Here is a 4,640-nt window from a genome sequence, read left to right as displayed (position 1 = left end):
AATAAGTACGGGCGAAGCATTCGGATAGAAAATCTACCTTTTCACCGATAGGTTATTGTCCGAATGCTTCGCCCCTACAGGACGCGGGCCGATGAAGACGCAAGGTTTTGAACGACGATTCTCTCAAAATCTTGCACCTGTGGGAGCGAGAAAAGCCCCAAAACCTTTACTTTGCCTACATTTCAAATTTATTCAGCAAACCCTATTTTGGAGTAAAAGAAAAATGCGTAAACAGACCATTCAATATACATCATCTTTAGATGCTTTGATTGCTGTTGCCAAGCGACTTAGCGTTTATGAGAACCAACATAAAATGGATTCCGAAGATTTTTATAACCAATACAATCAGGGAACATTATCAGATGATATAATATTTATAGAATGGGCAAACGATTATCGTCATTACCTTGCTTTGCGTCAAGAATTAGAACAAATATTAAATCATGCTGCTTAAACTTTTATCTGATTACCTCAATCAAGTAGAGCAAGCAATTGTGCAGCCAGTAGGGTGTGTTAGCGATAGCGTAACACACCGATTTAATAATAGAGGTGGTGCGTTACGGCGGCTTGTTAATTTTGGTTTTTTGACGGAATTGATAGCCGCCTAACGCACCCTACGCCTACTTAATTAAACAAAGAAATTACTCACTGGAATGCTTCCTAAAGCAGGTAAAGTACCGGTAAATCCGGTGATATTTATTAATAAATCATTGCTGGATTGGAAGCCAGCCGTGCTATCATTAATAACGAGGTAAGTTCCAGCGATCGCACCAGTTGTTACTTGCACTAATGCAGCACTATTAACCCCTAATCCTTGATTACCTGTAGTGGCTCCATTGGCATCAGTAAATACCTGATTGACTAAATTGTCTAAAGTGGTGACAGTGCTATCAGTAGCGCGACTGAAACTACTAGGCGCATTCATGGCGGTTCCACCTTGAGTTAATAAGTCGATTTTATCACTATTGATGGCAAAATCTGTGATACGATCGCTTGCGGATATGGTAGATTGTCCAAATTGGAAGATAAAAGTATCTGCACCTGGACCACCGGTTAGAATATCAGCACCATTAGCACCATTGATTTGATTATTGCCACTATTTCCGGTGATGATATTATTAGCATTGTTACCCGTACCGTTAATATTATTAGTGCCAATTAGTCTGAGGTTTTCGACACCGTTAGGTAAAGTACGAGTGAGAATGCTTTGCCAAGTATCAGTAATGATAACTCCTGCTGTTTCTTCATCAGGATTAATGATAGCATTAGTCGCATTTGACAGGGTTACTGCAAAGACTTCATCCGGTTCATTAAGGTCATCATTGAGAATGGGAATGGTAATAGTAGCAGTAGAAGCATTAGCGGGAATGATGAGAGTTCCTGTCTGGCTAGTGTAATCTACATTAGCAGTAGCATCAATGGGTGCAGTAGCATAATTAACACTAATTTGTTGTGGATTGGGATTATTTACAGTGACGGTGAGAACTGCATTACTATTTTTACCTTCGACAACAGTAATGATGTCGTTGATGGAGAGTTGGGAAAAGTCGTCATTGGTAATTGTCCCCGTCACTGCGGTAGTTGTCCCTACTGTATAACCAGTCCCGGTCGCAAGAGTTAAGGCGACCGTTTCATCACTTTCAACAGTAGTATCAGCAGTGGGGTCAACTGTTACAGTCGCCGTCGTAGCATTAGCAACAAAGGTGACAGTATTGTTAGTCCCTGTACGAGTGTAGTCGGTATTGAGAGTAGCAGTCCCTCCGAGGGTGTAATTGACAGTCAAGGCGTTAGTTGTTACACCAGTACGGGTGAAAGTATAAACCAGATTATTTGTCCCGTCTTCGGTAACACTTCCAGGAGAGACCGCAAGAGTAACATTGGTATCATCATTAGCAATTGTTCCTGTAACTGCGGTTGGTGTACCTATTGTATAACCAGTCCCGGTCGCGAGAGTTAAGACGACAGTTTCATCACTTTCAACAGTTGTGTCAGCAGTTGGGTCAACTGTTACAGTCGCCTTCGTAGCATTAGCCGCGAAAGTCACTGTCCCAGTTGTACTGGTGAAACTTGCTGCACCGGTTTGGGTGTAATCTGTGTTAAAAGTAGCTGTCCCCCCAACTGTATAGTTAGCGGTTAAGGCGCTAGTTGTTACACCAGTACGGGTGAAGGTATAAATCAGATTTGTTGTCCCGTTTTCGGTGACACTTGCGGGAGAAACTGCTAGGGTGACACTGGTATCGTCATTGGTAATTGTTCCCGTGGCTGCGTTAGGAGTACCTATCGTATAACCTGTCCCGGAAGCGAGGGTTAAAGCGACGGTTTCATTGCTTTCAACAGTAGTATCAGCAGTGGGGTCAACGATTACGGTAGCAGTAGTAGCATTAGCTGCGAAGGTGACAGTATTGTTAGTCCCGCTGCGAGTGTAGTCGGTATTGAGAGTAGCTGTCCCTCCGAGGGTGTAATTGACTGTTAAAGCGTTAGCTATTACTCCGCTACGGGTGAAGGTATAAACCAAATTACTTGTCCCATCTTCGGTAACACTTGCAGGAGAAACAGCAAGGGTGACACTGGTATCGTCATTCGTAATTGTCCCCGTAACTGCGGTAGTCGTACCTATCGTATAATCAGTCCCCGCAGTGAGAGTTAAAGCGACGGTTTCATCGCTTTCAACAGTTGTGTCAGCAGTGGGGTTAATTGTTACAGTCGCAGTCGCTAAATTAGCCGCAAAGGTTACACCTGTGGGAATCGAAGCGTAATCGGTTCCATTATTTGCTGTCCCACCAATACTATAGTTAACTGTCAAAAGATTTGTTGTTACTCCACTACGGGTAAAGGTGTAGATGAGATTACTTGTCCCGTCTTCAGTAACACTACTAGGAGAAACCGCAAGAGTAATACTAGGAAGTATGACATCATCATCAGTAATCGTTCCCTGTCCCTGATTATCGGCTATGGTAACGTTACGACCATTGGTTTGTAAATTACTAAGATTAACGAAGAAAGTCTCGTTACTTTCGACTTTAGTATCGCCATTGACAGCAACAGTAATCGTCTTAGAAGTCTCACCAGCATTGAAGATTAAGGGAGTAGCAGCAATCGCCGTATAATCATTATCTGCTGTGGTAGCGGTTCCATTGGCTGTGGCGTAATTGAGGCTAATCGCTGTATCAACTGCATTAGAAAGAGTGACAGTAAATACTGCATTAGTTGTCCCACTATTTCCTTCGGTAATTGTGACATCACTAATCGCAATCGATGCACTGTCATCGTTATTAATCGTTCCCTGTCCCTGATTATCGGCTAAGGTAACGTTACTGCCATTGGCTTGTAAATTGCTGAGATTGAGGAAAAATGTCTCATTGAGTTCAACTTGGTTATCGCCATTAACTGCAACTGTAATCGTTTTAGAAGTTTCTCCCGGATTGAAGGTTAAGGTGGTGGTGGGAAGGGCGGTGTAATCGGTTCCGGCGGTGGCTGTACCGTTGGCGGTGGCGTAGTTGACGCTAATAACGCTACTGGCGGCACTAGAAAGGCTCACGGTAAAGACCGCGTTAGTGGTGCCGCTATTGCCTTCGGTAAGGGTTACGTCGTTGATAGTAAGAGAAATTGCGGGTTGAGAAACATCGGTAATGGTGACGGTGGCGGTGGGGTCAGCATTGAGGAGGACTGAGACGTTGTTGCCGTATCGGTTCGCTGTTGCCAAGTCGGATTTGCCGTCGCCGTTGAAGTCCCCTACCGTCACGGAAAAGGGACCACTCCCCACAGCAAAGTTAGTGGCGGTGCCAAAACTACCCGTGCCGGTTCCCAATAGCACCGAGACGTTGCCGCTGTACGCGTTCGCCACAGCCAAATCGGATTTGCCGTCGCCGTTGAAGTCGCCTACCGTCACGGAAATGGGACGAGTCCCCACAGTAAAGTAAGTGGCGGTGCCAAAACTGCCCGTGCCGGTTCCTAATAGCACCGATACGTTGTTGCCGTTAGCGTTCGCCGTAGCCAAATCGGATTTGCCGTCGCCGTTGAAGTCCCCTACTGTCACGGAATGGGGACTACTCCCCGCGGAAAAGTTAGTGGCGGTGCCAAAACTGCCCGTGCCAGTTCCTAATAGCACTGAGACGTTGTAGCCGTATCGGTTCGCTGTTGCCAAATCGGATTTGCCATCGCCGTTGAAGTCCCCTACCATCACGGAATGGGGACTACTCCCTACGGTAAAGTTAGTGGCAGTACCGAAACTGCCCGTGCCAGTTCCTAATAGCACTGAGACGTTGCTGCTGCTACGGTTCGCCGTAGCCAAGTCGGATTTGCCGTCGCCGTTGAAGTCCCCTACCGTCACGGAACGGGGACTAATCCCCACGGTAAAGTTAGTGGCGGGTCCAAAACTGCCCGTGCCGGTTCCTAATAGCACTGAGACGTTGCTGCTGCTGTGGTTCGCCACAGCCAAATCGGATTTGCCGTCGCCGTTGAAGTCGCCTACCGTCACGGAAATGGGACGAGTCCCCACAGTAAATTAAGTGGCGGTGCCAAAACTACCCGTGCCGGTTCCGAATAGCACGGAGACGTTGCGGCTGGTGGGGGTGGGGACGGGCGTGGGGGCGGGGCCGTGGGGGGTGGCGTGGGGTGCGGTCGGGGGGGGGGGGGGGGGG

General features: G+C 46.9%; 2 protein-coding genes. One reads left to right on the top strand and one right to left on the bottom strand.

Going from position 1 to position 4,640, the window contains the following annotated elements:
- Nucleotides 1-223: 223 nt before the first annotated feature.
- Nucleotides 224-454 (top strand): antitoxin TumA, encoded by a 231-nt coding sequence (tumA, locus tag O9295_RS27540; RefSeq protein ID WP_002771674.1) that lies wholly within the window; start codon nucleotides 224-226, stop codon nucleotides 452-454.
- Between the two features lie 174 nt (nucleotides 455-628).
- Here tumA and O9295_RS21945 read toward each other — a convergent pair whose 3' ends face one another.
- Nucleotides 629-4,498: a beta strand repeat-containing protein gene (locus tag O9295_RS21945; protein ID WP_353851885.1), complete on the bottom strand. Its 3,870-nt coding sequence runs from the start codon at nucleotides 4,496-4,498 to the stop codon at nucleotides 629-631.
- Between the last annotated feature and the right edge of the window lie 142 nt (nucleotides 4,499-4,640).

The sequence above is a fragment of the Microcystis sp. LE18-22.4A genome (genome assembly GCF_027531105.1).
In the GTDB taxonomy this organism is placed as follows: Bacteria; Cyanobacteriota; Cyanobacteriia; order Cyanobacteriales; family Microcystaceae; genus Microcystis; species Microcystis aeruginosa.
Note: the sequence above shows the minus strand (reverse complement) of the source record. Positions and strands in the feature narration are given on the sequence as shown.